Below are 23,807 nucleotides of genomic sequence, written 5' to 3' on the forward strand. Positions count from 1 at the left end.
TGCTTGTAAGTTATCAAGTGCGTCCTGTTCCGTCGGCGTCAAAATACTACGGCTAAAGGGAATATGGATCCTATCGTTAGTTTTAAGATAGACTCTAAAAGCATCGGAATAATGGTGAGGCTTGCCTCACCTGTGAGAATGTGACCTTTGCGATGGGTGATAAACCGCATCGCTGGTCAAGATTGTTGATTATTTACTAATCAGTTGCGCTACGTCTTTGAGCGAGCGTATATGCCCCATTTTATGAAGACCTACCTCGATCAGAGACGCTACGTGCCTGACGGGATCCCAGTCCAAATCACTTTGATGTGTGAATTGTCTGAGCAGCGCTTCGTAAATATCCAAGTGCTCACCAAATAGGGTGGGGGCATTGAACTCCTGTCCTTCTAAATCCGATACGCTGGCATTGCCTAAGCCATTTTCATCGGCCAGAGCAAGGGCGATTGCGTACCTGCTTAAGATATTAGGCGTTAGACCAGTCTTAGATTTAAGATATTTTAATTTCGCGGTTGACGAACTTGAAATTTTGAATTTATGCGGAAATGTATTCATGCGTTATTAACCCACCGCCAGAAATATCCTTCCTCGGCTTGAGTAGATCGAGTTTCTGGGTTGTATACCAGGTGATAGGAGTGAGAAATACTTCCCTGAAGTCCCTCATAAAAAGCGTAATCAATTTCTGTATCTGTCGAGAGAATAATTACTTGATGGCTGGTTTTAGGGAAATAATTCTCCACGAGTTTTTTACGATGAACAGAATCGAGGCGACCAAGCGGCGTGTCGATTACTACTGGCAGGCTTCGCCCCGACGTTCGCGCTAACGCCTCTAGAACAGAAATTGCGAATATCTGCTTCTCACCTGCTGACAGCTCATCCTTACGTAACGTCACACCCTCATCGTCAATAAGAACGACCTCGAAGGAGCTAGGATCAATCTGAATACTAAGGTTTCGATCTTCTTTGCGCGCGAGACCGTTGAATGATATGAAAAACTGCGACTCGAGCTCTTTGAGCTTTTCAATTCGAGCACGTGCAGAGAACTCTCTTAAAACTTCTCTGGCATTTTGTGCAAGGCCGGTTAGACGCTCTGCTTCTTGGGTTTCGGAAATTTCTGTATATAGTTCATCTAATTGGCGTGCTGCAGTGGACAATTGATTGAGAAGTGCCTTCGCTTCCTCAACTATCAAAGATCTTTGTTCTTCTAGAACGGACAAGCGCCCTTGTAGCTGCCCTTGTTCGTTAAACAGTGGCATTAGCACTTTTTCTTCTGGGGCTCTAGCAATATTTTCTTTAGCAGATTCGATTCCGGTATCAGTGTCCTGAAGCTTTGCCACTAGACCAGCGGCTCGTTGTTGGAGCGCTCCCATATCATTCATCAGGCGGTGAGTGATGCTAGATCGCTGGGTGTCCGAGAGTTCATGTACTGGCGATAGGCTTCGATCGCTATTACCGAGTTCTGAACCGAATGTCCTAAGGAAAATATCTTGAAGGGCAGGTCTCTGCTCCTTGCTGATTTTTAGCGTCGATTCGAGTTCTGTCAGAAAATTGATTTTCTGACGCTCCAAATATTCAGAAAGAACCTGCACTTTTTCCGCGCGTTGCTCAGAGTCCAGTTGTACGAGGAGTTTTTCGTTCAATTTTCGGGTAATTGCAAACGGAAGTAAGCCGCTCAGCATCTCATGCAAAGTATGCTCTATGGCTTTTTTCTCACTAGCCAGTGAGTCAAGACTAGCTATTTCTTCCTCTCTTGTAGCGCTCCAGGCACCGCCGCGCGCATTAATACTTGCCTCAATGTTGGCCAGGTTTTTGTTTGCCTCGACGGTATTGACACGCATATGGACAAGTTTTTCGCGTGTATCAGCGAGCTGCTTCTTCAGATCCTCGTAAGTTCGTTCTGCTTCAGCTATTTTTTGCTTGCGATCTTCAGATGCTTTTTTTACTGAGCGGCCTCTGATGATCACGGATAGGTCAGAATGCAGCCTGTCGATGAGGTCCAAGCCTAAAAGCTTGTTGATCGACTCTCGCAGAGCGTCCCCGGATGTTTCTTCAGCGAGGCTTGCGATTTTTTCGCCGTCAAAGAAGAACAGCTCGGATACGCCAATCGGGATCAGCTCGTTAAGAAAAGCTTGTGCCTGATCATATGAAAGCTCGGTCAGGTGTTTGCCGTCCCTAGAAATTATAAGGCCTTCTTTGATCTTGCCGCCACGATCAATAAACCAATCCCGTGTCAATTGATAGCTCGAGATGATCCCATATTGCGCATAGCGGAAGGTAAGTTCGACAGCCGCCCGTGTAGGTTTGGCAATGCTGTTGTGTGCTCTATGGATGCAGTCACGAAGATATTGGTGATAGTCGACAACTGTTGCGCCAGAGCCCAGTACGCCTTTGCCATACAAAGCAAGCTTTAGCGCGCTCAGAATGGTTGTCTTACCGCCGCCATTTAAACCGCCGAACAAAACGATAGGCGCGTTTTTGCCTCTTTTGATCTTAGGAACCAGATCAAAGTTGTGGGCTCCGCTAAAAACTCGGAAATCTAGTACTGAAAGGGAATCTATAATCATTGCAGCAAGCCATCTAGTTCGGCTTTCAGAGATTCGAAAGCGGTCTTATACGTGTCGTTAACTGTAGGTACGGCGCGACGTTCCAGCGCTTCATCCAGCCCCCCCCAGTCTTGCTCCAGGATTTTTTGCAGCTCTTCCAGAATTCCTTTCCGACGTGAGAGGCCAGAAAATGATAATTCGGTATCGATCAGCTTCATGATCAGGACCGCCGGCACTCCGTGCTCCTGCTCCAATGCGTTCAGGATGGCCGCATCGGGCTCAGTGAAGGCGCCGGCGTCATTCTTGATCCACTCAACTGTATCTGCGGGGTAGACCTCGGCGTAAATTTTAGGAAGTGAATCAACCCAGTCTGGCTCATTCGGGTCTTTTAGCCATTGCTGGCGGATTACTTGCAGTTCATCACGGCCGATCAGCTCGATTTCACGATCCGTCTCACGAATACCTTTCTCAATTTGCAGAAGCAGCTTCAGCCACTCTTTGCGATATTTCATCCAATACGGGCCAGGCACGTGTTTGGTTGCAGCATTAGTGTCGTCGTCTATAGCCCCTCTCGCGAAGGTCACTTTTCCGGTACGACGTTTGTAGTTACGGTATTCAGTTTTGTTTTCGGGGAGTGAGCTGGCGTGTAGCTGGTTGCGGAACTGCAGCAGCGGCAGCATCCAATCCTCGCCGCTGTTTACGAGGCCCTCGATTGCTTTGTCATGAGTCACCACGGTGCATGTCCAGCAGCCGAAGCGTGAATTGCCACAGGATGGTGTATTGGTGTCGATTACCAGTGGGCACTCGCCAGCGTTGGAGTCTTTGTACAGCTCAAACAACACTCGATTGGAGCCACCCCAAGGCCTGGCAGCACTCATGAGATATTCCCAGACATCGTCAGCGTGCCATAGCTCAATGGGCATATAGGTATAGGCATTTGGCAGGGTGGTATGCCGGCCCAAAGCAGATCCATCGATTTTGTGGCGCGTGATCACCTGCGCACGCGTGTTGCTTTCTTCACGTCTCGAGCCGAGTACCACCACGACTTCGCCGAAACGGGCTACCTTGTCTTTGATAAATTCGCTAACTGGATCGATTTTCATCCGCTCTGTGCACCAGCGAAACGCCTTGGTCGGCGCTGGGTAGCCCTTACCTAGGAGGTTGGCCCAGAACGTTTCTCCAACTTTAGGGGTGACAGAATGGGCTGTCATCGGAATCTGATCTTGAACGGCTTTAGCGTTCACCGAATCAAGTACCTGGCGGATCATGTCGACTACTACAGGGGTTTCTACTCGAGTGTCGGAGGAGACGACGTACACGTGCTTGTGGCGTTCTTCAGGCGGCAACATCTTCAGGGCATAGTAGGTGAGCGACAGGATGACGGTAGAGTCCTTGCCGCCGCTGAAACCCACTACCCAAGGGCGATTATCGGCCTTGTAGATGCTTTGAAGTTCACGGACAGCATCCGCTAGCGGTCTTCCAGAAATGATCGCTTCTTGAACGAAATCATCGTGCGATGGATAGAGGAATTGATCATTACTCATTATTGAGGAAACCTGTTTTCTAACTCGCGTTCAACCGTGGATAGCGGGACGCCAAGTTTTTTCTTGATAAGACTTGCTGTGAGCGCTACGTTCGTTGTGGCTTTAGAGATCCGGCCGTGAACCATGGCGCGACCTTCCCATTCCGGGTTTGCTCGAGACCAATCGATGCTCCGGAGCTGGCTGATGGTATTTTTCCATTCAGACTCCTTACGGATTATCAGTTCAGCTCCGACAAGTCCCATTGCTTGCAGCAGCACGCCGTGGGCGTGAATGTAATTGTCCCGTAATTCGGACGTCGACAGCTCTTTGTTTTTTGCTCTGATCCAATCAGGCATCTGCAAGGACACCTCTTCCCAGAACGATTTTGCGAGCTCCCGCTCATTCTGCGCAATGAGATCGCCTTTCCCTTTTTTCAATAAGACGCGGGAGGCGTTTTTTATAGCGCTGAGGGTGAATAGCTTGGAGCTGCGGGGAGAGAGGCTAGATTTCTCCAGCTCTGTCATCCTGGAGAAAATTTCGACGTTTTTGGCCAGGTATCTGGCCAGATCGGAAATTTGGTCTCGATGATCGTAAAGCGTGCTTATTGAATTACTCGGTCTCACAGCATGCTTGTTGAGATCAGCAAACATTTGTTGACTACGATTCAGCCCCTCATCAATGAAGAAAAGCACGGGGATGTTGTCGTAGCCAAGTTCTGGATTTTCGCGGATGGCTTGCTCAATGGCTGCCCGACGGTGCTGACCGTCGTTGATTAGAATTTGGGCATCCATTGGTATGGTTAGCGTACCGATGCTTTGCTCTAGGCCAGTATCGGAAGCAGGATTGAATTGGACTACCCCATCAACTGAAGCGGTGATTGCAGAGAGGGTGTAGTCGTCGCGATTGTCAAGCAAATATGCGGAAATCTCAGGAACCCTAGCCAAGTTCAACGTTCGCTGTGCGCGCAAATCCGCAGGCACATTTTCCTCGTTGAAAATGAAAATCTTTGGCACAAGGCGCATCGGGCACATCGCTATGTAGCAAGGCCTACCGGCTTGAATGCCTCGGACGCAGGGGAAGGAATGAATATAGGTCGTCATGTGTTCGCATGTCTTTTCTCTGCAGGTACGTTATTTTGCATATTTTTAACATACACGCAAGGCGGGATGTCGCGATGGTACGGTCCAGCAGCTTGCTTGTGAGTTGAGGTCAATAGGGCGACGGGTTAAACAGCGGGGCCTGCGCGTGGTAGACGTCAAGTTTTTGAGTGCGGAACAGAATGACAGGATGGATACCTGTATCTGGGTGGCCGTTATTCTGCATTTCTCACATGCTTGAAGAGATCGCTGATGTGCTGCGTTGGGCACACCGACGCTTCGGGAGGAGCGTGTCATGGATAGATCTGCAGCTAGATTGTAAGTGACAAAAATATAGAATCTGGGAGGCAATCCTTGCATGGGCAGTGCCCAAGAAAAGAGTTGGGCGGCTGCCTATTTGAGGTCGTTAGCCATCATCAAGCGCAAGAAACGGGTTGTTTGGTGGTATCGATTCTAAAAGTGATGTCGGCTCCGCAATCAGATATCCCTTCAAAGTTGTTTTCTTCCTGGGACCTTGCACTTTGCACGCCCAGATGTTCAAACCATCAGCGCGCTTCCTGTGGACCTTCAGCTTCTCAAATTGCTTCTGCACCCAGCGCCATTCTTCGATCTCTTGACAGGTGCCATGAGACACACCAGGAAACTCCTGCGCATAGCGTTGAAAGAGGCCAGGGGTCACGAGAAATACAGTGCCGTCCACGGTGTGAACCTTCGCCTTGCTGTCATTGATGACCAGCTTGTGGCTCAAGATGCTTTCTTTGACCCAACTAAGAAATGCCTGACCTGGGCCATCCAGCGAGGGATTTGAGATTTCGAGAGTGCTTGCTGACGATTCGTCGCTGACCTCAGGCTCTTCCAGCTTGAACATATCCAATAGCGTGCCGAGATAGTCAGCGTCTTCCATCGCCATGGGATCTGTCAGCGAAGAGCTTTGACGCGATCCAGTACTGACGGTCTTAGGCGCTGGAGGTGAAACTGAAGCGTCAGTCGAGTGGTCATCGGCTGCCACGCTCACCGTTCCGCTGAAAGCCTCGGGTCGCTCTTCGTTCCCCCAGATCAACGCCGGTTGAAGACGCAGAAAGGAGAAGCTCTGCTGCCAGTTCCCCTGAACCACTACTGCAGTCCAGATGGCTTTGCCTTCCGGTGTGGACTCAACCAATCCATGTGATTGCAGCTCGTCGAACACCGCGAGGTTGGACGAGGGAATGCCCTCAATCGATTGCGACAGCAGATAAGCTCGTAGCTTGTCCGTGAACGTCTTGCTGACCAGCCAGAGTGCGTCCTGAGTAAGCCATCCCGCGGCACCTGGCTGGTTGAGTTTCAGCTCACGCTGAACCAGATGACGCAATCCGCTGATCAAGTGATGTTGCAGCGAATGAGTCGGCGCTTGCAGCGCCCTGCTCGGGTTTCCGCCGATGTTCTGTGCGGTGGAAACACGGTCTGCCTGCATCACCAACTCACCGAGCACGCCGGCACGCTCATACTGACCTGCTAGGACATACAGCAGGTTGGCCCAGAGCGATGGAAATCCACTGAGCCAATCGAGGATTGAGCGGTCGAGAATCTGGGTGTAGAGCAAGCCCGCGGCCGCGCCGTGCAGGTGGTAGTCGCGACCCTTGAGGTAGCGAAAACGGTAGGGCTGATCCAGGGATCCCTGCCAAGGATGCCAGACACGGCCATCCTGGCGTTCGACCAGCAGGTCCACGGCGATCTTGCCGATGTCATGCAGCAGGGCGCCGTAGGCGATGCCAGCGGACCAAGCGTCGGTCTGGGCGGCTTGGTCTTCGGGTGCGGCGCCGGTGGGAAGCAGATACGACTGACGCAATTTCAAACTACAAGCGACCAGCTCCAACCCATGATCGAGCATGCCGCCAAGATAGGCATGGTGGTGCGTCTCGCTGGCTGGAAGCTGCTGGACCAGCTCGGCGTAGCGATGGATCGGATTTAAATAGAGCTGGCTGAACTGCGGATGGGAGAGGGCGGTGTGCTGCCAGATGCGATCGAGCAACTGACGGCGGTGCTCCGCGGCTAACAAGTTACGGGACGACTCAACGGGCAGGTAACCTTCAGCGACATTTACGGTTGGTGGCGGAGGAGGCTTTTGCCTTTTGTGCCGAAACAGACTGAGCATCAAGGTCCTCCCGGGAACTGGCAGAGTCGGTGGCCTTTTAGCCTTTTCGGATAGGGCTCTTACCCTTAACTCCCCATTCCCTTCCAACCCTTACCGGTCCTTTTGATGCGTTTCCCTTTGTGCGGCAATCGGAATATCGATTTGTCCTGGTGCCGTTTTGTTGGACGCGTGTGCTGGTGCGAAAAAGAAAAGTATCGGTACACTGCGGTGCGAAATTTTATTGGGTCTTGCCATGAACCTCACTGACGCCACGCTCGTGCTGCTACTCGCGGCCCGTATCCATGGAACAGACGAAGCCGTCAGGGTCTCGGCGAAGAGCGTGGTCAAGAAGCTTCCGCGTAGCAAACGCGATCTGATCTACAAGGTGATCGACAGCCGTAGTCCGCTGGATCTGGTTAATTATCTGGCACAGAATCTAGATGCGGAATGACATGCTGCGGGCGTATCTACTTGCCTGCTCTCTGCATCAGAACCCTACGGCATGAGGCTTTTTCTGGACAAAAAACGGGCCCAACTCATGTTGGACCCTTTGAAGGGCTTGCTGCAGCGAGGTAACGATCAAGTTCCGTCGTTCGTGCATTGCGGGCCATCGATGACCGTCTGTTTCCGTTGCAGCCCCAGGTTGAGTACATACTCCGAAGCACATCGGGCTTGACCACTGGCTCGGAAGACCGCGCGATTATCAGCCTTGAGCAGGCCGAGCCAAGAGTCGATGTAGCCGTCGTGGCGCAACTCTCCCTGTATACCCCCGTAGGCACATAAAAAAGCAGCACCCATTTCGGCGATCAATTCCTCAAATGCATAGCCAGGCGAGCCGAATGGGCAAGGAGAGGTCACGCCCTCGCGCTTTAAACGAGAGTGATGCCCGGTCCAGTGCGTCAGCTCGTGCAATGCGGTGGCGTAGTACCCACCTTGATCGTGAAATTGCGCTTTTGTCGGCAGTTGGATGAGGTCCCTGATCGGGTGATAAAAAGCTTCGTCAGCAGCTCGATGAATGATGTTTGCGCCTGAACTTAACAACAGTTCCTCCGCAGCGCTGTTTGGGAAGAACGGATCGCTCAGTTTCGTCTCAAGAGCGTTTTCGTCGAGCATTTCTAGCCCCTCCGTTTGCTCGATGTTGAACAGAAAATGCGTCCTGAGAATGCCAAAGTGGACGACCTTGGGCTGACCGTTTTCATCGAGTGCGGATTGACCTGACTCGGTCTGTTCCTCGCGCTCCATCGGCTTGTAGAGCACTGCCAGGGTGCTGTGCTCACCCTTACGGATGTGCCCTCCGGCTTTTTTGGCTTGGTTGAAGGTCAACCAGCGATCTTGAGCGAACCCCTGCAACCTGGCCTCAGCCCAGAGCAACGGTAAATTGATGCCTGAATAGGGACGCTGTGTGATGGCGTTAATGGGATAGGGTTGGTGATGACCGACATCAGCTGAGTCACTTGAGGACCACGGTTTGATCCAGGGGGCTACGCCTTGGTCTAACGCGGCAACAATTTTGTCAGTCACGTCTTGGTAGATATTACGCATGGGCATTTTCCTCGAGAGAAATCGGAGGAACGCCTTGCCCGTCGGGGAAGGGTTCCCCGGTGGGCGTTGGGTTGGATTGATGCAGGATTACGCGCAGTCTGAGTGTGTATGCGTTCAGCGTTGATGCTCTTCCGCAAGCGCTATCAATAAGGCATCAGGCTGGTCCGGTGCCTGAAGCAGGCTGAGGCTCAGTTGCAGCAACGGTTCATGACTCGTGTCACCCGCTGAGGCAATTTTGGTTACCTCGAACACCACGTAGGGTGCGTTTGGATCGGCCAGGTGAGCTTTTAAGGCTGCGCGTACCACGTTGCTCAGCCTATCGAGTTGCAGTTTTTCAGGATGATTTGAATCGTCGAGCAGTACTGCGCGTTGCCACGCGTCTGGAGTAAACACAACGGGCAAGCGCAGGCTATTCAGTGTTTCGGATGTGAGTGAGTCGGACATGGTGTACCTCCGTTGAGAGCGAAGAAACCTGTCCCATAGGGAAAAGAATTCCCCGCAGTGGGTTGAAGAAAAACAAGAGGGTTTGAAACGAGCAGAACCTGAAAGGCGCTCGGGAGAGAAGTAGGCGTTCATCACTGTGAAACGTGACTGTGCGAGCCACCGAACGCTAATCGCACTTGGGGGAACCATCACCGGAGTGACGTAGCTTTGAAGGCTCTGGCTACCTGGGGAGGTGCTGCCGAAAACAGCGATCCGTATTCTCTATGTAGCTGGATGATTTGGATGAGTCAATGGCCTTAGAGGCGCTGTTGTACGCGGTGCGTCTTCTGCCTTCCAGTGAAGAGTTTTCGATCGAATAAGCTGATAAACGGTTAAGCATGGGCGGTTTTCAGTAGTAGGCTGTAAGCTCGATTTCCACAGGAATACGCTCGGAAGAGGGCGCAATCATGCCAGCTCAGCAGCCACTTCAAATCTCCCGCACGCACCGCTGGGCATATGTCTGCGGTATGTCGGTAAAACGTGTTTATCGCAGGTTAAAAGGATTTGAATCTCGTGTGGCTAAACGTGCAGTGGCGACAGGTATGCCTACTGGTGGGCTATTGGTTCGTGGGAGCTTTCTGGTTACGAAGCTGGCACTCATCCTCGGGTTGCTATTTATCGGTTTCTGGCTGGTCGCTTCTGTGGTGACGATGATTGCTGTAGTTGGGCTTCTGGTGTCCAAGGGTGCCATTGATGCGGATCATGAAGGCAATGATCCAGGTCCAGATTTTTTAGGGGCCAACTCCTATCTAGGCAATTACGACGACAACGGCCATTACATCGGGCATTCCAAATCATCGAGTAATGACGTCAGATGATCCTTTTCGTAGCTCCCATCAACTGATCTGTGCCTTTGCCTGCCGCACCATGCGCGGCCTTGCTCGCACTTCCTAGCATCCCTTCAAAGCTGCTGCCAATTGAATAGCCTGCCCAGCTCATAGCAACCAGAAATAGACCTGGCAGGACCAAGAACATCGCCCCCATCACATACTCAATCACCTGCGCTGTGACGGTCCCATCCATAACTCCGGATGTTGGCAGCGACAACAGTACCTGATTGGACGCCGACACTTGGTTGTACAAGGTATCGAGCATGCTGGAGTCTACCCAGCGGGCCAACTCCCACCAGAAGGTCAGCATATGCAGCGTGAACAGCGCGAACGTCACCGTCATGACGGCCTTTAGCTGGTAGGTACTGACCAGCAGGATCAGCGGCAAGCTGATGATGACGCCCATTGTCAGGAAGGCCTGCACCATGGGCAGGGCTGCGCGTAGTGCATTCATTGCCGGAAAGTTGCTGAACGAGCCAAGGGCCAGCCCAGTGTTGGTCGCCAAGTTATTGAGTCCCTGATTGATCGACCCACCGCGAGCACTGGAGCCATAGTCTTGGTACACCTGTCCGGGCGACATGGACATCGATTGTTGGCGAGGGCTGACCAGTTCGCGAAGGGTGGCATCTTCGATCTCGTTGCTTGAGCGGCCAGTCAACCAACCTTTCAATTGAGTCAGTAGCGAAGGATCGACTTGCTCGATCAAACGCTCTCGCAGCCCGACTCCGCTGTTACTCCACCATTGCTTGCAGGTGGGGTAGCCCGCGCCATTCTCCAGCCGCGGTAAGGAAACATCGCGGCTGTCGTCATACGGCCAGCTGACTCGCGGTGTACGTGAGCGATCGGTGTCGTAGTAGCCCGGAGTGTCGAGAAAATAGCTTGAGCCGATCCAGGACGCATCATTACTTTGCGCTTTGTCCAGTTGCGGACGATTAGTGAACAGCCGAGAGCGGGAATAGCTGTAGCAGTCACGAGTGAAGTCGGCAATTTCCTGCAGCAGGACCTGACTGTCGATGCGCGAACTGTCGATCTCCATGCGCATCTGCCGGATATCCGGTGCGCAGGGGATGGAGGCGGTGGCCGCCGCGGTCACTCCTTTGCTCAAGGCATGAACCAGAAACCACCAGACCGGCACGTTGGCAGAGCGTTCTCCGATGGTGTTGAAAGTAGCGCCCCAGGCGGTTTCCGCTGGCTTGGCCACGCTGACACCGCATCGTTGGCTCGCTGCATCATCGAACGCCATTGAAGCGAGGTTTAGCGGAAAGACCGGCGCGCAACCGAACAATACGATGATGTAGGCCAACCACAGCCGGTTCTCGATTCGAGGTACCGAGAGCAATCCCTTGTTGCCTTCATCCGCGCCTTGCTGACGGGCCGACAACCACTCTTGCAAGATAATCACGCCGAAGGGCGCGGCGAACAGTCCAGTATCGGACAGAACGTTCCAGATACCGTTGTTGATGATCCAGGCCAGTATGGAGAGGTAAAACTCCAGGTAGCTGTTGGCGCTCATGAGCATAGTCGTGACCTCACAATCGAGTGAGCTCGACGCAGGTAAAGAGCAAGAGCCCTAATGTCCCGGCGCGCTTCACGCGCAGTCGGTCCTGTGGTCGATGTCGGTAGCGCCTCAGCAGGTCCCACCAGAGTGCAAAGAGGACGCCGTAGAGCAGGGCACGCCACCACCGCAGATAGGGCCGTACGGATTCGAGTGCCTGCTGCCAGACTTCGAAACTACCCAGTGCAGCACGGCCGATCCATGCGATCAGCGCGGCGCTCAGGATCATCGCCCCGGCAATCCCCAGACAAGAAAGCAAAGTGAATAGCGATGAGTGTTTCATGACTCACCTACGCCTGGCATCAGCGTCGTTGAGTCGGCCAGGTTCGGGGTCGCCTTGCTCGACGGTGCGCGACGCATCGGCACCTCCGACATGCCGATCGAGCACGAGGCTGGCGGTATTGGTAGCCAATATTTGCCGTACCTGCAGCTCGGTCTGCAGCATGCGTATTTCGCGCTCCAACGTGTCGATGTTTTTCGTCAAGGCCGTTTGAGCAGGTTCGGCCGAAGCGATGTTCGGTTCGTGGCTGCCCGCCAGCAGCGTGCGCAAGAGCAGGAGGGCTTTGTCGAGCACGCTGGACAGGGCCGTCTCACTGGCCAGGCGTCGTGCCAATAGATCCTGGTCGGGATCGTCGCGCAGAGCTTCAATCACGCCTCGGGTCACCGGCAGCATCGGGCTCGAGGCTTTAGTCAAGTTGTCTGGGGTAAGCGGCAGTGAACCCGACAGCAGCCGTTGCAGGGCCTGGAGGCGTTCGCTATAGGCTTCCTGGATCAGCGGCGTCAATCCACTGCCGGCCGTAGCACGCAGGGTTTCGCAGTTATCGCAGGTTGCGACTTCGCTTTCGCCCAGCACGCGAACGGCCCAGTCGGATTCTTCTTGGGGCGAAGTCCATGTCTGGCATATGGCCCCACCTAGGCAATCACTGCTACTGATTGAGGAGCTTTCATCCACCGATCGGTTATGCATCAGGTTGTAGCCCGCACGCACCACGTCGGAAGTCACCCGAATGGGCACTTGCCCGCTACCTCCGGCCTTTGAGCCGCCGACCCAGAACACCCCATTGTTGCCGTTATGGGTTTCGGTGTTTTTCACCGCGGCCACCGCATCACCGCCGGTTTGCTCCAGATTACCCTGCATCTCCTGGTTCTTGGCCAGTGCACCCCAACCGGCTTGACCGACCTTATCTGCCATCTTTTCAGCCATGGCCTGGCAGGTCAGTTTGGAGCGGTCGAAATCGATACGCCCCTGTAGCACTCCATTACTAAGTAACTCATAGAGACCGGGGTTGGCGCGCTGAATAATCAGTGCTGGCAGCGACATGACTGCCTGGGTCGCGTTCTGCACTATGCTGCCCATGATCTGCTGGAAACCCTCGGTGACGCCGTTCAATTGGTTTTGCAAGGTATTGGTGAGGCTCATGTTGCCGCACATCATGTTCGCTCGCCATGAAGCGCCGACACCGAGCCCGTTGGGACGATAGAGCGAACTCGGTGAACCCACTGCCGAGCCACCACCGATGGTGTACATCACCCGATCGTCGAGCACTTCGCCTTGGGTGCCTAAGCGGTAATCGTCACCGGCGGCGTGGGTATGTGTGGCCACGGCAAGCAGTCCACAGAGCAACAAACTCATCGGGCCCAACCATGGTCCTGCAAGAAGCTGACTCATGAAGCACCACCTTCGAAGCCGATGCTAAACAGGAAGGTCTGTCCCTCTCGCTTGCAGCAGCTATAGGGACGCCACAGCGACCATGCGTAGCCGCTATCCGCGCTCTGGACCGGATCGCTAGGGAAGATCGCGCACGTAGGCTGAACCTCGGGGTAGAGCAACTGCCATTTATGGGTTGAGGCGTCGTTTTCGACGATCGGGCCAGGCGGCCAGTAGCCGTCGCGTGGTATGGGTGTGAGCGGTACATACACGTGCGGCTGCCAGCTTCGGGTAATCACATCGCCGGCCCGTTGCGCCATGACTGCGGCGGCTTTGAAATCGTCAGGCTGCACCAGAAAGCCCTGACGAGGATAAACGTTGCCCCACATGTTTCCCGAGGCCTGACGACCAATCTCACGGATCCCCGGCACGAGCGACTCGGGGTAGAAACTTTCCGGTATGCCATGGCGCCAAGCCAGTGAGTCCAGGGTACTCAGGTAGTAGGGCATGAACGCAGTTGCACCGCTGGCGCAGGCGTAGCCGGACTGCGAAGCCAGTTGCGTTGCGATCCAGCCACCGGGGTGGCCGATGCCATCGACGTTCTTGAAGCGGGGCAAGTTGTCGCGGTGGGTGTTCGGGGTGATCAGGTTGCCGCCACCTTCCGCACCGCTGATGGGAGAGGAGAGAGTGTCCATCTCGGTCCAAGGGTTATTGCCGGTGGTGGCGTAGCTCGAGACCACCAGCTCAGGAATGAAATGACGAACCTTGGTCGAGGTTTTGATTGTGCAGCCGAATGGCGTGCAGAGCAGCCAGAAGCAAATTCCGACGACCCTGTATTCGAGACAGTCTGGCGAAAGCACGGAGGAGGTGATGCTTCCGGTGTCCAGTGCCACGCTTGGGCCGCATGCAAGCAGAATACTCAGCGCCAAGGGCCGTAACTTTGTGGGGGGGATTGACGAGCAGGCAACAGGCATTATCCAGGCTCTCAGTGTATGGCCTGGGCAGATTCGGTTAGGGACTGAAGACTGTCAGTGGAAATTATGAAGGCGGATCTATCGGGTTTGTGAGACGTGAGACTATTATTTGACGTGAAGGGAGCTTCGCAGGATATTGGGGTCGACAAGTCGCTGATTTACGGTGACTTCGAAAATAGTGGCGAATTTGAACAGGACCAACAGCGATGGGTTGCCGATCCCCTCGTTCGATTTGACTGACATAGGTACGATCCACCTCGGCCATGAGCGCCAATTGCTATTGTGTAAGGTTCTTCACGTGCCGTATCAAGCGGATGTTCTCCGCCAGTTGCATGCGGAACTGTACGTAGTCTTGAGTCATGCGCACAAACCGCGCCTAAAGAGACTCTTAATCCACGGGAGATAGTCTAAGTTTATAACGTTCTAGGCGATTTGATGCTCATGCCTGTTATCGAGCTTTCATTTGTTGCCTTTATGATTCTCGAGTATTGACTCCTCGTCGAACAATAAATCAGAAATCTAGGGTGTGTATGGACGAAAATTACATTTCAATTCCTGCGGCGTATGGTAGTCCAAGCCTTCTCACCCCTTGGGGCAAAGAATTTTCCCCAATGATCGAACGTGGCGTGCAATGCGCTCAGGCTTGGCTAGATGCGCCCGGCGACGTTCCACTGTGGTGGGAGCTAGCGCAAACACGCAAGACCTTTCCTGCAGGTTGCTGCCAAGACGCTTTTGAAGCTGGATTCTTATTGAGGATTCAGCAGCGGCTTGGAGGAACATCACGATAACCTGCCGTTGGCTTTAGGGCGCGCGCGATCAAAATAGACTCACCTATTCGGGTTTATCCCTCGTGCGCTATCGATCCGTTCAGCTACTCGATACGCTGCTTCCAGTTCTGAGCAGCCGAGGTCCTGCATCAGTGTCCAGCGCTCGGCCTTCTCTTCAGGTTCCGTCATCGCCAGGGCAAGATAAAGACTGGGTGGTACGGCCCGAAACAGCGTCTCAATTTTTTTTGATAGCACGACCCCTTCAGTGTATTTCCCCGGCTCCTTACCAGCGGAAAGCAGCAAGGCTTTCTGCGCCGGCGTGAGCTTTTTGAACCGTGCGATTTCCTCAATCTCCGCGGGCGGCATATTCAAGCAAATCCACCATTCGATCATGTTGAGCATGGTCTGCGCAGCCGTGGGAAAGTCCGCAAGGTTTTGCGTGGCGAGCCAGAACCAGGCGCCGAGCTTGCGCCACATCTTCGTGCCCTTGACCACGAAAGGCGCCAGCAGCGGATTCTTGGTGATGATATGTCCCTCGTCGGTGACCATGATGATCGGTCGGCCCAAGTACTGGTCGCGCTCGGCGAGGTTGTTTACGGTATTCATCAGGCTGATGTAGCTAATGGACATCTGAGCCTCATAGCCTTCGCGAGCGTAAGTGGCGAGATCAACGATGGTCACATCGCTCTCCGGCCACGGAGTGCCTTCACGGTCGAAGAGCTCACCCTCGAAGCCCTGGCAAAAGAGATCGATGGACTCGCCCATTTCCTGTGCACGTTCGCGACGCTTTCCCGGTAAGCGCGAGTCCTTGGCGGCGAGCAGTAAAGCGTTGCGCACATCGCGGGTCAGTACCTGACGGTTCGTTGCGACACAGGTTTGCGCCGCATCGAGAATACACTCACGAATCAAGCTACGATCAGCTCGACTCAGTCGCGCCTCTTCCTTGGCCTCGCCGCCGGTGATCATCAGGCGAGCGGTGATTTCCAACTCGCCGAGCACATCGCGCTGGTCCTCTCGACTGGCGACTGCTTCATCGTCCCACTCATCAATGGAAAGACTCGCCACTTGATCCGGTTGGTTGACCAGCCGCCAGGCATCGCCGAATGGGGCGAGACTGACCGGGGCACCAGGTTTCAATTGGACCTTGTTGATCGACAAGCCCTGGGTCGCGAAGTAGTCACCCTGTAGGCCGAACGAGTTGCCAGCCTCTACGATAAATAGGCGAGGGCGGTATATAGCCATGATCTGCATCAACAAGGTGACTAGGGTCGCTGACTTGCCGGCGCCGGTGGGGCCGAATAACAGCAGATGGCCGTTCATTGCCCTGTCTAAACGTGACAACGGATCAAAGCTCAAAGGCGACCCACCACGATTAAACAGCGTGATACCCGGGTGGCCGGTGCCAATGCCGCGTCCCCAGACTGGAACGAGGTTTGCCAGGTGTTGGACGAACATCAGGCGTGTGTACCAGCTACGTGTGTCGCGGGCTGGGTTGTAAGCCATCGGTAACCAACGCAGGTAGCTGTTGCAGGCTGCGACTTCATCGCCTTCGCGTACCGGCTGCAGGCCCGCACCCAGCAGCGCATTGGCTAGGCTGACCGAGCGCTGGTGCAGTTGCTGTTCATCGTAACCGCGCACGTAAAACGCCATCGTGCCGCGGTACAGCTTGTGCTGACGGCCGATGATCGCACGAGCCTCTTCAACATCCCGACGGGCTTGGGTCGAGGCAAGGTTTTCACCGATCGCTTTGCGGGCTAAACGGTTCAACTGATCCTCGAGTACATCCTGCGGTTTGACCACCAAGGTCAGACTCATCACCGTGCCTTCGGGTAGCTGGTCGAACAGGGCATTCACCGCGTCGCCCTTGCGGATTTCGCCAGTGAGTTGACCAATCAATGGCGCCCGGCGCAGCTTGTCCACGACCATTACCCGGTGGGGGTGATCATCAAAAAACCAGAGTCCATGCTGCACGTCCGAACGCGGTTCGTTAAAAAACAACCGTTCGGCAAAGTCATGATCGAAAGGTAGTTCCAGCGACTCGCTCTCGCCAGACTCCGGATAGGCCACGCGGCGGTAAAAATCTTCGGGCGATTCATCTGTGAGCTTGGGGGCTGGATTGAACCAGGGCAACAACCATGCATACAAACCTCGGCTATCGACTCGCGTCGATTGCACCCCGCACGCCTGCAACGAAACAGCGACACGTTCGCAAGTTTGTTGCAGCGATTGCACTGGGATGAGTCCCGCCTCCTCACCGTCAGACTCAAGCCAGCGATAGATCACCAATCGCACCCGACGGTTGTTTCCTCGCCAGGGCAAGCGCGTGATTGCCTTATCCTCGAACAGGCCGTCGGGCTTGGAGATGGCTTTCAGATGTCGGCGAATAAGTTCCAGGTATGCTTCGGTGAAAACTGTGCCTCGGGCGCTGTCCTGAATATAATCTGTTAGCCAGGTCAGATAGGGGGTGAAGTCGTTGTCGTCCTGGCAGAAAAATTGCGCCACCCAAGGCGCTTGATCCAGCTCATCAAAGCTATCCTGCAGGGCATCTTCGAGGGCATCGCGGGCGGCCATTAGCCAATCGGGTTCGCGCCCTTCGGTACCTATGGGCAGTAACTCGAATATCGCACCCACAGAGCGATTGTCATCCAGTAGAAAACACTGCTCGGTGTCGAGGTATTCGACCCACGGCAGATGATCGGTGAAGCTGGGGTTGTGTGCATAGAGCGCAGCTTCATCGGCCAATGTGGCGCGGGGGCGCAATGGGTTGCGCCAGGCTTTCCATGCAGACGTGCAGTTGCCCGTATCGTCGCTACACATTACAGATCTTCCTGACGTTCACCCGGCAGTGCGTACTGCACCCGTTGGTAGAATGGAAAGACGGTCGAGTACCCCGGCACGGGTGCCTGCTCGGTACCACTCAGATGCGGATACACGTACATCACCAAATCAGGATTGGGCAGGCGAGGGAACAGGTTGCGAATTTCATTCGCTGCTGTACGCGTGTACGGTTCTTGGAGCGAAGCGGAGAGATTTGTTTGAGCCAACGGGCGGCGCAACGGTTGCCGAGCATCCAACAGTTGCTGTTGTGTACCCTGTGAGCCGGCGCCGTTCCAGATATCCAGCATGGTTTGCTCGCCATGCGGCAAAAGTGTGTCCTTGTCGGTGGAACACCCCGTCAGGACCCAGCAGAGCAAGCTAATCCAGATCAGATAGGGAGGTAGGATCTTTTTCATGGCGAACGCTCCGGCCCTTAGGCTCGTAGTCGATGGTGATCTCATGGTCGAGGTGGAGTGCCACTTCTGCTGCCGGTGGCACGTACACGGCAGCAAAGGCTTCGCCATATAGTTTGTTGACCCACTCTCGGATGTCGCTGGCTCCACCACTGAGAATTGAGGTCAGTGCGCTATTACCACTGCTGTTAGTGACCCCGAAGGCACTGCCGCCCGAACTGATGACGCTGCTGTTGTTCTGTTCATTCCCGAGCAGGGCGGCGACTCCAGCACCGGCGGCAGTGATCAGAGTCTGACTGCCCAGGTACTGCTGGGCATTCGAGCGACGCTCGCCGGCAATGCAAGGAATGCCATACGGATCGGAGAGGTAACCGAGTCCACCGCGGATCTTGTCGGTGTTTGAGCTCTGGGTGGTGGAGACATTGCGGCTGGATACCGCTTTCGGCTGAGGCACCGTGCGGATGGTGCCATCGGTAAACACAAAAGTGATCGACTCGACCTGTCCGCGTACGCATGACAGGGTCCAGTCACCGGACGCCGTGCCGCTCATCACAGCACCCGCGACGTCTGGCAGGTCGATGCCGTTGGCCGTCAGGTTTTCCGGACCGACCAGCACCTTGAAGGGATAGGGATCATTCACGGTGCCATCCACCGGGACTCGGCCAATCAGCGCGGTCATGGCGACCGAGCCCATCAATGTCGCATTTTCGGGAATGGTGTAGACCGGCTTCGCACCTTCGGTACGATCACCGGATCGCGTCAGGTCACGCTCACCCTTGGTGACCTCGCGTAACTGCTTTTGGCTGCGGTCGATGGCATTGTCCTTCAAGCCCTCGAGCGAGTTGAAGGCATTAGGCAGACTCGGTGCGGAAGAGGTCTTGGTTTTGCCTCGGGCTTCGGTGGAGGGAGCATCCGAGGGTTCAATCCACTGCAGCGCATCGTTGGCAGAATGCCGCCCTTCGAACTGGTCCCCATCGCCCGGTTCAAGCCCCAGTCCGATCGGCATATCCTTGCTTTTGCCGGTCAGCCCCGACAACTGTTCTTGCAATTGCGTCAGCAGACCGCGAGCCTGACGACTGTCTTGTTCCGCTTTGAGGCGTGCTTCATTGGCTTGTCGGCGGCCTTCGTCTACCTGCTCGGTCACACTGCCAAGTGCCGTCTGAATACGCGAGTCGACGCTGTTTTCCCGCTCACGTAGACGGTTGTTTTCCGTTTGCAGTGAATCATTGTGTTTCTTCAAACCGAGCATGTCGCTGCGCATGGCCTTCACTTGGCCTACCAAGGTGGCGACCGTGTCGCGTGGGGTATCGCCCGCAATGCCGAGCGACTTGGCTTGCTCGGCAGATAATTGAATATCGCCCTGATCAACTGGGTGCTCTGGAGAAGGCGTACTGCCTCCCGCGACCCAGCTTTTCATGATGATCAGCACTACGCTCAGCAGCGCAGCTGGTACTAGCCATTTGAGCAAGGCGTTAGCCTTCATCGTCAGCACCTCGCGCAACGGGCGGAAGCATCAGGGCGTGTTCGAGGCCGGCACCGCGCGTGATGAGGTAGGCAATAGTGGTGTCTTCCGCACTGCCGACCGGCCCGAGGAAAGCATGCTGGAAGGTCGCGGCGAACAGCTTTGCCTGAAGCTGACGCGGATCTAGTTGCACCGTCGCTGTACCTCGATTGCGCAACTTCACGGCCGTCACCCAATAGTCACCGAGCCGCCAGGCTGCGATGGGTGTGCTGGAAACGTTTTCGCTCGGCAGCAGGGGCCGCAGTTCGGTGCGCAGCTTGAGCGGGACGCGGCGTACGCCGGGCAGGGACTCCACGGTGCGCAGCGGGCCGTACAGGCTTTGCGCGGCGTAGCGCGTCAAAGCGGCCGGGATGGGCGTACGTTCTGGAACAGGGACGGTGCTCGATTCAGACTCGATAGCTTGCACCGGAGCATTCTTGAGAATACGCACGGGCTCCAGCGGTTGATCGCCAGGCGTGGCTGCGATATCCAAGAGGATGATCTCGCCCGTCTTGACCGATTGCAGTTGCAGTCGTGTCGGTGCAATGGCTTCCGACGGGCGTAGATACAGCGTGCCTCCGGTTGATTGCACGCGCAGTTTATCCTTCAGAGTGGAAGGCACGCCGACACGAATAGCTTCATCGACAAAGACCACTCGTTCCTGATTGATCACCAGTGGGACCGCGAGCGGTAGGCGTTCCCAGTGCATCAGTTCGACGGCCTGCGCTGCTGCGCCCGATAGCATCAGTGTGAGGGTGACTCCCAGGGTAGAAATCCGCTTCATGGCTCACCTCCAGGCAGGGAGATTTTTTGCGGCGTACCCTGATAGCAATCCAGTGCAAGGCCCCACTTATTGCGTTCGGGGTCCAGATCGAACCGCACCACCCGCAACGGATAACGCACGACCACCCGTTTCACCGGTTCGGCGGCGTAATACTCATCAGCGTTGAGGTCGAGTGTGACCAACCAGCTGTCGCGATCAAGTTGCTTCACCCGCAGTTCCGGATCTTCACTGTAGCCTCGGCCTAGAATTTCGTAGACGCCACGCACCCGTTGACGCAGTTCGCCGGCGGCCTTGCGATACTCGTAGTCGCCGTCGAGGAAGGCTTTGCAGGCAGGTGTCAGATAGGACTGCAAGCCATAGATGGCGCGGCGATAATCCTGCTCGCCATCCGAGGGCCAGCGGTTGAGTTGGCCAAAAATGTACAGGGCAAAGGCATACACGTTCTCTGGGGGAACATCCCACCACTTGCGCGTGCTGCCCGAGCGCAGATCAGGGGGGACATGCACGGTCAGATCGGTCGGTACTGAGTGCCAGCCATACCACAGTCCGGCGCTGAGCAGGGCGAGCATCACTATCGCCAGACGCAGGCTGAAGATATGGGCCTGCTGGGCATCGACCTTGTTTCGAAATCGACTCATGGCTACCACCGGGACAGGGCAGTGCGCAGTCGACGCGAACGGCGAACTGTCCAGGCACCGGAGTGGAGAATCAAACTTCCACGCCCCAGGCGCCAATGGCTGGCGAGTATCCATTCGAGCTTGCGGTACAACCAGGTCTCGGGACGAGCACGTTTGGCCCGACGCAGTAACGTGCCCCCGATCAATAAGAACACTGTCATGCCTGCGATCATGGTGGTCGGCGCCATGGCAATCGAGGCGGTGACGATCGCCATAGGAATGCCCACCAGCAGGCCAATGACGGCGCCGGTACCGAGTGCTACCCACATCTCGTCATTGGTTAAACCGCGCAATACTGCTGGATCACGATTGAGTCGCTCTGGCAGAAAGGCCAAAGTGCCGTCGGCAAGACGTTCGATAGTGTCGTTCATACCAACCTCACAGAATCGCGGCAGCCTTGGTGAGGAACCAGATGATGATCACCACCAACAGGGCGCCGATACCGACTACCGCGCCGAGGTCTTTCCAGGTCTTGCGCTGGTTTTGGACGTCGGCAAATACGGTCAGGGAATGCCATGCCACGCCGAGAAACGCGAGCAGGGCAATCAGCAGGCCTAGTAAAATGCCGGCGTCGTAGGCGTAGTTTTTGATCGTCTCGATCAATCCGGAACCTTCGCCTCGGGAAGGCGCCTCCATGGTCGGTAGCTCGGCAAAAGCTAGGCCTGGACCAAGCACAAGCAGCAGACCGATCAAGCGTCGGCTTGCGCGATCACGCAGGTTGTTTTTCAGGGGGACAAGGCACTTGAGCATGATGGCGATCTCCGGTGTTAGGACAGGGTGAAGAACATCAAAATCAGCAAGGTGAGCAGTACACGCGCAGCGCTTCCGCCGAAGGCTCCAAAACGCACATTGCCGGTGGCCCAACCTCGGTAAGCGGTCCTCATCACCCAGGCACACCACAGCAAAGCCAGGACGAGAACCAAGGACAGCCACAGTGTCGAGCTGCTCTGTGCCGAGAAGCCGGAAGCGTTTTGAAAGGCGGCGGTCTGGGCGTCAGTCATGCTCATGGCGAGGACTCTGCGGATAGTGTGTCGAGACGGTATTCTCCGACCAACTCAGTGGAGTCGCGGGGTTGAGCGCGAGAGGGGGAGAGATAGTTCTTCACACCCTGGCGGATGCGCTGGATGTCTTGAGTTAGGCGGGGATAGTCAAAGCGGTAACGTGTATTTGACTCTGGTGCTTCGTCACGTGAGGCCCGTAGTACTAACGTGTCGAGAGTATCTAGCTGTCGGATGAGTAGACTGAATTGCTGCTCATGCTCGCCCGCAGCAAAGCAGTCGCTGTGAAATGCGATCACAGTGAGCATGAGTACACGAATAGGAAAAACGGACATTGTGGTGGTCCCGACGTTGGTCTGGAATTAAGATCTCCGAGGGAAGAGTGAACGTCAGCAAGTTAATCGAGCTGGCTACGATCGGTTTTTATTCAGTTGTCGTTAAGGATGAGTGGTGGAAGGAGTTAAAGAAAAATTGATAGTTGAGGTCACGGAGTGTCTGCATGGCCGCACTGATCACGAAATTCTTCAGTTTTATGTGTCGACTGAGAAGTTTGCAAGAAAATACGCTGTCAGTTACGAGCTAGAAGGGCCAATGCATTTGGTTCTTGATAACAGCATAATTCAGTCTTTTAAGCATAGAGCAACTAAGCCGAATCGTGATTTGCAGGCGTTATCATATACTGCGTTCACCAGATTTGTAACAGGTTGGAGTGACCGAAAAACCTACTTGGCTGTGACTCCTGCAGCCTTATATGAGCATATGGGGCGTCGTGGAAATATTAACTCTGCTGACGCATTAAGTGCCCTCGAAGAGCTTCGGTTGTTTTTCGCTGATACAGGTCTGCGTATGACTTGGATCGGTTTTAAGTCGATTGAGCATTTGGTGAGCGTTCTGGAGGCGGTACATGCTGACGATGTATACCTCACACAATATTTTAAAAGAATAGAAGAATTGAGTTGGAAAAAAGACCTTGAGGCTCCTTTTGGTGTGCTAATTCCTCTAGGTATTGCACATCGGGAAATACCTGATGACTTGCCATTGAAATATTTTGATCCCTGGTATGTTAAGTTTGTGCTCACTAGTCGAGTTGAGCGGGCAATAATTCAGCAGTCACAGCATAACCCTGATGCCCTTCCGATTGGGAGTGGTCCAATGGCGGATGCTCTAGCGGATCTTAATAACTTCAATAAGAAGGGAGCTTTATTAGGCCTAGGGGATATCGATATGTTGCAGGTATGTGACGGTTCCCGGCAATACAAGCAGAAAGCCGGTTATGTTTTGGTAGGGCAAACGCTGGACGATACTCTCTCTGATGTCCTGCGGCATCGACATTCATATGTCGAGAGTGCGGGGGTGGAATTTGGGACAGCTGATACGGAGCATCAAATCAAAAGCATGGTTAATTTCATGTTTTCGAAACCCTTCTCTGAACACCAGAAGCGTGGTGACTGGATCCAGCCTAAGTACCAGGACTTTATGAGTGCAATCGTCACAGCCTGCAAAAAAGCGAGTATGAACTCCAGTCATATCTAATGCTTTGAAAAAAAG

Annotated in this window: 24 protein-coding genes and 1 pseudogene; 4 read left to right on the plus strand and 21 right to left on the minus strand. The window is 54.6% G+C overall.

Annotated elements, in window-relative coordinates; translation table 11 throughout:
* Positions 1–189: 189 nt before the first annotated feature.
* The 5 genes from PDR5_RS09890 to mobH form a co-directional block, all read right to left on the minus strand.
* Positions 190–552, minus strand: coding sequence for a DndE family protein (locus PDR5_RS09890; RefSeq protein WP_064594899.1), 363 nt, complete (start codon positions 550–552; stop codon positions 190–192).
* Entirely contained in the window at positions 549–2,561 is a 2,013-nt protein-coding gene (gene dndD, locus PDR5_RS09895; protein WP_064594901.1) for a DNA sulfur modification protein DndD, read from the minus strand. Before dndD ends, PDR5_RS09890 begins: the two co-directional genes overlap by 4 nt.
* Positions 2,558–4,084 (minus strand): DNA phosphorothioation system sulfurtransferase DndC, encoded by a 1,527-nt coding sequence (gene dndC / locus PDR5_RS09900; protein WP_064594903.1) that lies wholly within the window; start codon positions 4,082–4,084, stop codon positions 2,558–2,560. Before dndC ends, dndD begins: the two co-directional genes overlap by 4 nt.
* Positions 4,084–5,163: a DNA sulfur modification protein DndB gene (gene dndB, locus PDR5_RS09905; RefSeq protein ID WP_064594905.1), complete on the minus strand. Its 1,080-nt coding sequence runs from the start codon at positions 5,161–5,163 to the stop codon at positions 4,084–4,086. Before dndB ends, dndC begins: the two co-directional genes overlap by 1 nt.
* 403 nt (positions 5,164–5,566) lie before the next feature.
* Positions 5,567–7,291, minus strand: a complete 1,725-nt coding sequence (gene mobH, locus PDR5_RS09910; RefSeq protein ID WP_064594907.1) for a MobH family relaxase — start codon at positions 7,289–7,291, stop codon at positions 5,567–5,569.
* A 232-nt stretch (positions 7,292–7,523) separates the two neighbouring features.
* On the opposite strand from mobH, the gene PDR5_RS09915 reads away from it, so the two are divergent.
* Positions 7,524–7,721, plus strand: a complete 198-nt coding sequence (locus PDR5_RS09915; protein WP_064600738.1) for a DUF7740 domain-containing protein — start codon at positions 7,524–7,526, stop codon at positions 7,719–7,721.
* A gap of 128 nt (positions 7,722–7,849) precedes the next feature.
* Here PDR5_RS09915 and PDR5_RS09920 read toward each other — a convergent pair whose 3' ends face one another.
* Positions 7,850–8,812 (minus strand): ArdC family protein, encoded by a 963-nt coding sequence (locus PDR5_RS09920; RefSeq protein WP_064594909.1) that lies wholly within the window; start codon positions 8,810–8,812, stop codon positions 7,850–7,852.
* A 114-nt stretch (positions 8,813–8,926) separates the two neighbouring features.
* Complete coding sequence (locus PDR5_RS09925) at positions 8,927–9,256, minus strand: hypothetical protein (RefSeq protein WP_064594911.1); 330 nt, start codon at positions 9,254–9,256, stop codon at positions 8,927–8,929.
* Between the two features lie 446 nt (positions 9,257–9,702).
* Between PDR5_RS09925 and PDR5_RS09930 the strand changes: the two genes are divergently transcribed.
* Positions 9,703–10,113, plus strand: a complete 411-nt coding sequence (locus PDR5_RS09930) for a DUF3742 family protein (RefSeq protein WP_064594914.1) — start codon at positions 9,703–9,705, stop codon at positions 10,111–10,113.
* Here the strand turns inward: PDR5_RS09930 and PDR5_RS09935 are convergent.
* From PDR5_RS09935 to PDR5_RS30340, 5 genes and pseudogenes are all read right to left on the minus strand, one after another.
* Positions 10,106–11,644 carry a conjugal transfer protein TraG N-terminal domain-containing protein gene (locus tag PDR5_RS09935; protein ID WP_064594916.1) on the minus strand — a complete coding sequence of 513 codons (1,539 nt, stop codon included), beginning with the start codon at positions 11,642–11,644 and terminating at the stop codon, positions 10,106–10,108. The genes PDR5_RS09930 and PDR5_RS09935 overlap by 8 nt on opposite strands.
* 10 nt (positions 11,645–11,654) lie before the next feature.
* Positions 11,655–11,963 (minus strand): hypothetical protein, encoded by a 309-nt coding sequence (locus PDR5_RS09940; protein WP_064594918.1) that lies wholly within the window; start codon positions 11,961–11,963, stop codon positions 11,655–11,657.
* A gap of 3 nt (positions 11,964–11,966) precedes the next feature.
* Positions 11,967–13,349, minus strand: coding sequence for an integrating conjugative element protein (locus tag PDR5_RS09945; RefSeq protein WP_064594921.1), 1,383 nt, complete (start codon positions 13,347–13,349; stop codon positions 11,967–11,969).
* The gene (locus PDR5_RS09950) at positions 13,346–14,302 is read right to left on the minus strand and encodes a TIGR03756 family integrating conjugative element protein (protein WP_064594924.1); all 957 of its coding nucleotides are present in this window, start codon (positions 14,300–14,302) and stop codon (positions 13,346–13,348) included. The genes PDR5_RS09945 and PDR5_RS09950 overlap by 4 nt, the downstream gene beginning before the upstream one ends.
* 105 nt (positions 14,303–14,407) lie before the next feature.
* A pseudogene (locus tag PDR5_RS30340) lies at positions 14,408–14,663 on the minus strand (helix-turn-helix domain-containing protein).
* 169 nt (positions 14,664–14,832) lie between these two features.
* On the opposite strand from PDR5_RS30340, the gene PDR5_RS29835 reads away from it, so the two are divergent.
* A complete protein-coding gene (locus PDR5_RS29835) occupies positions 14,833–15,090 on the plus strand; it encodes a LasR-specific antiactivator QslA (RefSeq protein ID WP_082934376.1) in 258 nt (85 codons plus the stop codon).
* 39 nt (positions 15,091–15,129) lie between these two features.
* On the opposite strand, the gene PDR5_RS09960 is transcribed toward PDR5_RS29835, so the two are convergent.
* Genes PDR5_RS09960 through PDR5_RS10000 form a run of 9 tightly spaced genes read right to left on the minus strand, consistent with a single transcriptional unit; the run spans position 15,130 to position 22,594 of the window.
* Positions 15,130–17,886 carry a conjugative transfer ATPase gene (locus PDR5_RS09960; RefSeq protein ID WP_064594926.1) on the minus strand — a complete coding sequence of 919 codons (2,757 nt, stop codon included), beginning with the start codon at positions 17,884–17,886 and terminating at the stop codon, positions 15,130–15,132.
* Positions 17,886–18,302 (minus strand): TIGR03751 family conjugal transfer lipoprotein, encoded by a 417-nt coding sequence (locus tag PDR5_RS09965; RefSeq protein ID WP_064594928.1) that lies wholly within the window; start codon positions 18,300–18,302, stop codon positions 17,886–17,888. The genes PDR5_RS09960 and PDR5_RS09965 overlap by 1 nt, the downstream gene beginning before the upstream one ends.
* Positions 18,265–19,782, minus strand: a complete 1,518-nt coding sequence (locus PDR5_RS09970) for a TIGR03752 family integrating conjugative element protein (protein ID WP_064594929.1) — start codon at positions 19,780–19,782, stop codon at positions 18,265–18,267. Before PDR5_RS09970 ends, PDR5_RS09965 begins: the two co-directional genes overlap by 38 nt.
* Positions 19,772–20,584: a TIGR03749 family integrating conjugative element protein gene (locus PDR5_RS09975; protein ID WP_064594931.1), complete on the minus strand. Its 813-nt coding sequence runs from the start codon at positions 20,582–20,584 to the stop codon at positions 19,772–19,774. Before PDR5_RS09975 ends, PDR5_RS09970 begins: the two co-directional genes overlap by 11 nt.
* A complete protein-coding gene (locus tag PDR5_RS09980) occupies positions 20,581–21,222 on the minus strand; it encodes a PFL_4703 family integrating conjugative element protein (protein ID WP_064594933.1) in 642 nt (213 codons plus the stop codon). Before PDR5_RS09980 ends, PDR5_RS09975 begins: the two co-directional genes overlap by 4 nt.
* Before the next feature lie 2 nt (positions 21,223–21,224).
* Positions 21,225–21,632, minus strand: coding sequence for a TIGR03750 family conjugal transfer protein (locus PDR5_RS09985; protein WP_064594935.1), 408 nt, complete (start codon positions 21,630–21,632; stop codon positions 21,225–21,227).
* 7 nt (positions 21,633–21,639) lie between these two features.
* Positions 21,640–22,011: a TIGR03745 family integrating conjugative element membrane protein gene (locus tag PDR5_RS09990; RefSeq protein ID WP_064594937.1), complete on the minus strand. Its 372-nt coding sequence runs from the start codon at positions 22,009–22,011 to the stop codon at positions 21,640–21,642.
* A 17-nt stretch (positions 22,012–22,028) separates the two neighbouring features.
* Positions 22,029–22,268, minus strand: coding sequence for a TIGR03758 family integrating conjugative element protein (locus tag PDR5_RS09995; protein WP_064594939.1), 240 nt, complete (start codon positions 22,266–22,268; stop codon positions 22,029–22,031).
* Positions 22,265–22,594: an integrative conjugative element protein, RAQPRD family gene (locus PDR5_RS10000; RefSeq protein ID WP_064594941.1), complete on the minus strand. Its 330-nt coding sequence runs from the start codon at positions 22,592–22,594 to the stop codon at positions 22,265–22,267. Before PDR5_RS10000 ends, PDR5_RS09995 begins: the two co-directional genes overlap by 4 nt.
* A 115-nt stretch (positions 22,595–22,709) precedes the next feature.
* Between PDR5_RS10000 and PDR5_RS10005 the strand changes: the two genes are divergently transcribed.
* Complete coding sequence (locus tag PDR5_RS10005) at positions 22,710–23,792, plus strand: hypothetical protein (protein WP_064594943.1); 1,083 nt, start codon at positions 22,710–22,712, stop codon at positions 23,790–23,792.
* The last annotated feature ends 15 nt before the right edge of the window (positions 23,793–23,807 follow it).

The sequence above is a fragment of the Pseudomonas sp. DR 5-09 genome, assembly GCF_001655595.1.
GTDB lineage: Bacteria > Pseudomonadota > Gammaproteobacteria > Pseudomonadales > Pseudomonadaceae > Aquipseudomonas > Aquipseudomonas pharyngis.